At 63.2% G+C, this 721-nt stretch carries 1 protein-coding gene; it reads left to right on the top strand.

Features of this window, described 5'->3' with window-relative positions:
• On the top strand, nucleotides 1-721 hold a 721-nt coding region (locus RVY79_RS16815; RefSeq protein ID WP_317465616.1), incomplete at both ends, for a FeoB small GTPase domain-containing protein.

Raw genomic sequence — 721 nt, 5'->3', positions numbered from 1 at the left:
GCGTTGCCCTGGTCGGCAACCCCAATTGCGGCAAGACCGCGCTGTTCAACCTGCTGACCGGCAGCCGCCAAAAGGTGGCCAACTACGCAGGCGTAACGGTTGAGCGCAAAGAAGGCCGCTTCACGGCGCCGTCGGGCCGGCACGTACAGATCCTGGACCTGCCCGGCGCCTACAGCCTGGTCGCCACCAGCCCCGACGAAGCCATCACGCGCGATATCTGCCTGGGCACGTTCCGCGGCGAACCGCGCCCCGACATGCTCATCTGCGTGGTGGACGCCACCAACCTGCGTCTGCACCTGCGCTTCGTGCTTGAGCTGCAACGCCTTGGTCTGCCGATGGTGCTGGCATTGAACATGGTGGATGCGGCCGAACGGCGCGGCATCCGTATCGACCGCGCCAAGCTGGAAGCGGCACTGGCGGACGTCATCAACAAGCACGGCAAGACGCTGCTCGGTGCATCGTTCCAGTTCGACAAGGCGGAAGTGCATGAACTGGTGGTTGGCGCGCTGGAAGACCCCGATCAGGGCGAGCCGTTCCTCACCTCGCAGACGGCGTATCTGGACCAGGTGCTGGGCCGTGCCGATGTGGCCAAGCAGGCCAAGACGAGCGAAGCGTTCTATGCGATCGTCAACAAGGTGTTTGTGGACTACCACATGGCCTATATCACCGAGAAGGACCGCATCTCACCGCAAACGATTCGGCCAAGCATGAAGCCAACGAA

It is taken from the genome of Chromohalobacter sp. HP20-39 (assembly GCF_033052815.1).
In the GTDB taxonomy this organism is placed as follows: domain Bacteria; phylum Pseudomonadota; class Gammaproteobacteria; order Pseudomonadales; family Halomonadaceae; genus Chromohalobacter.
This window is presented reverse-complemented; position numbering and strand designations above follow the sequence as displayed.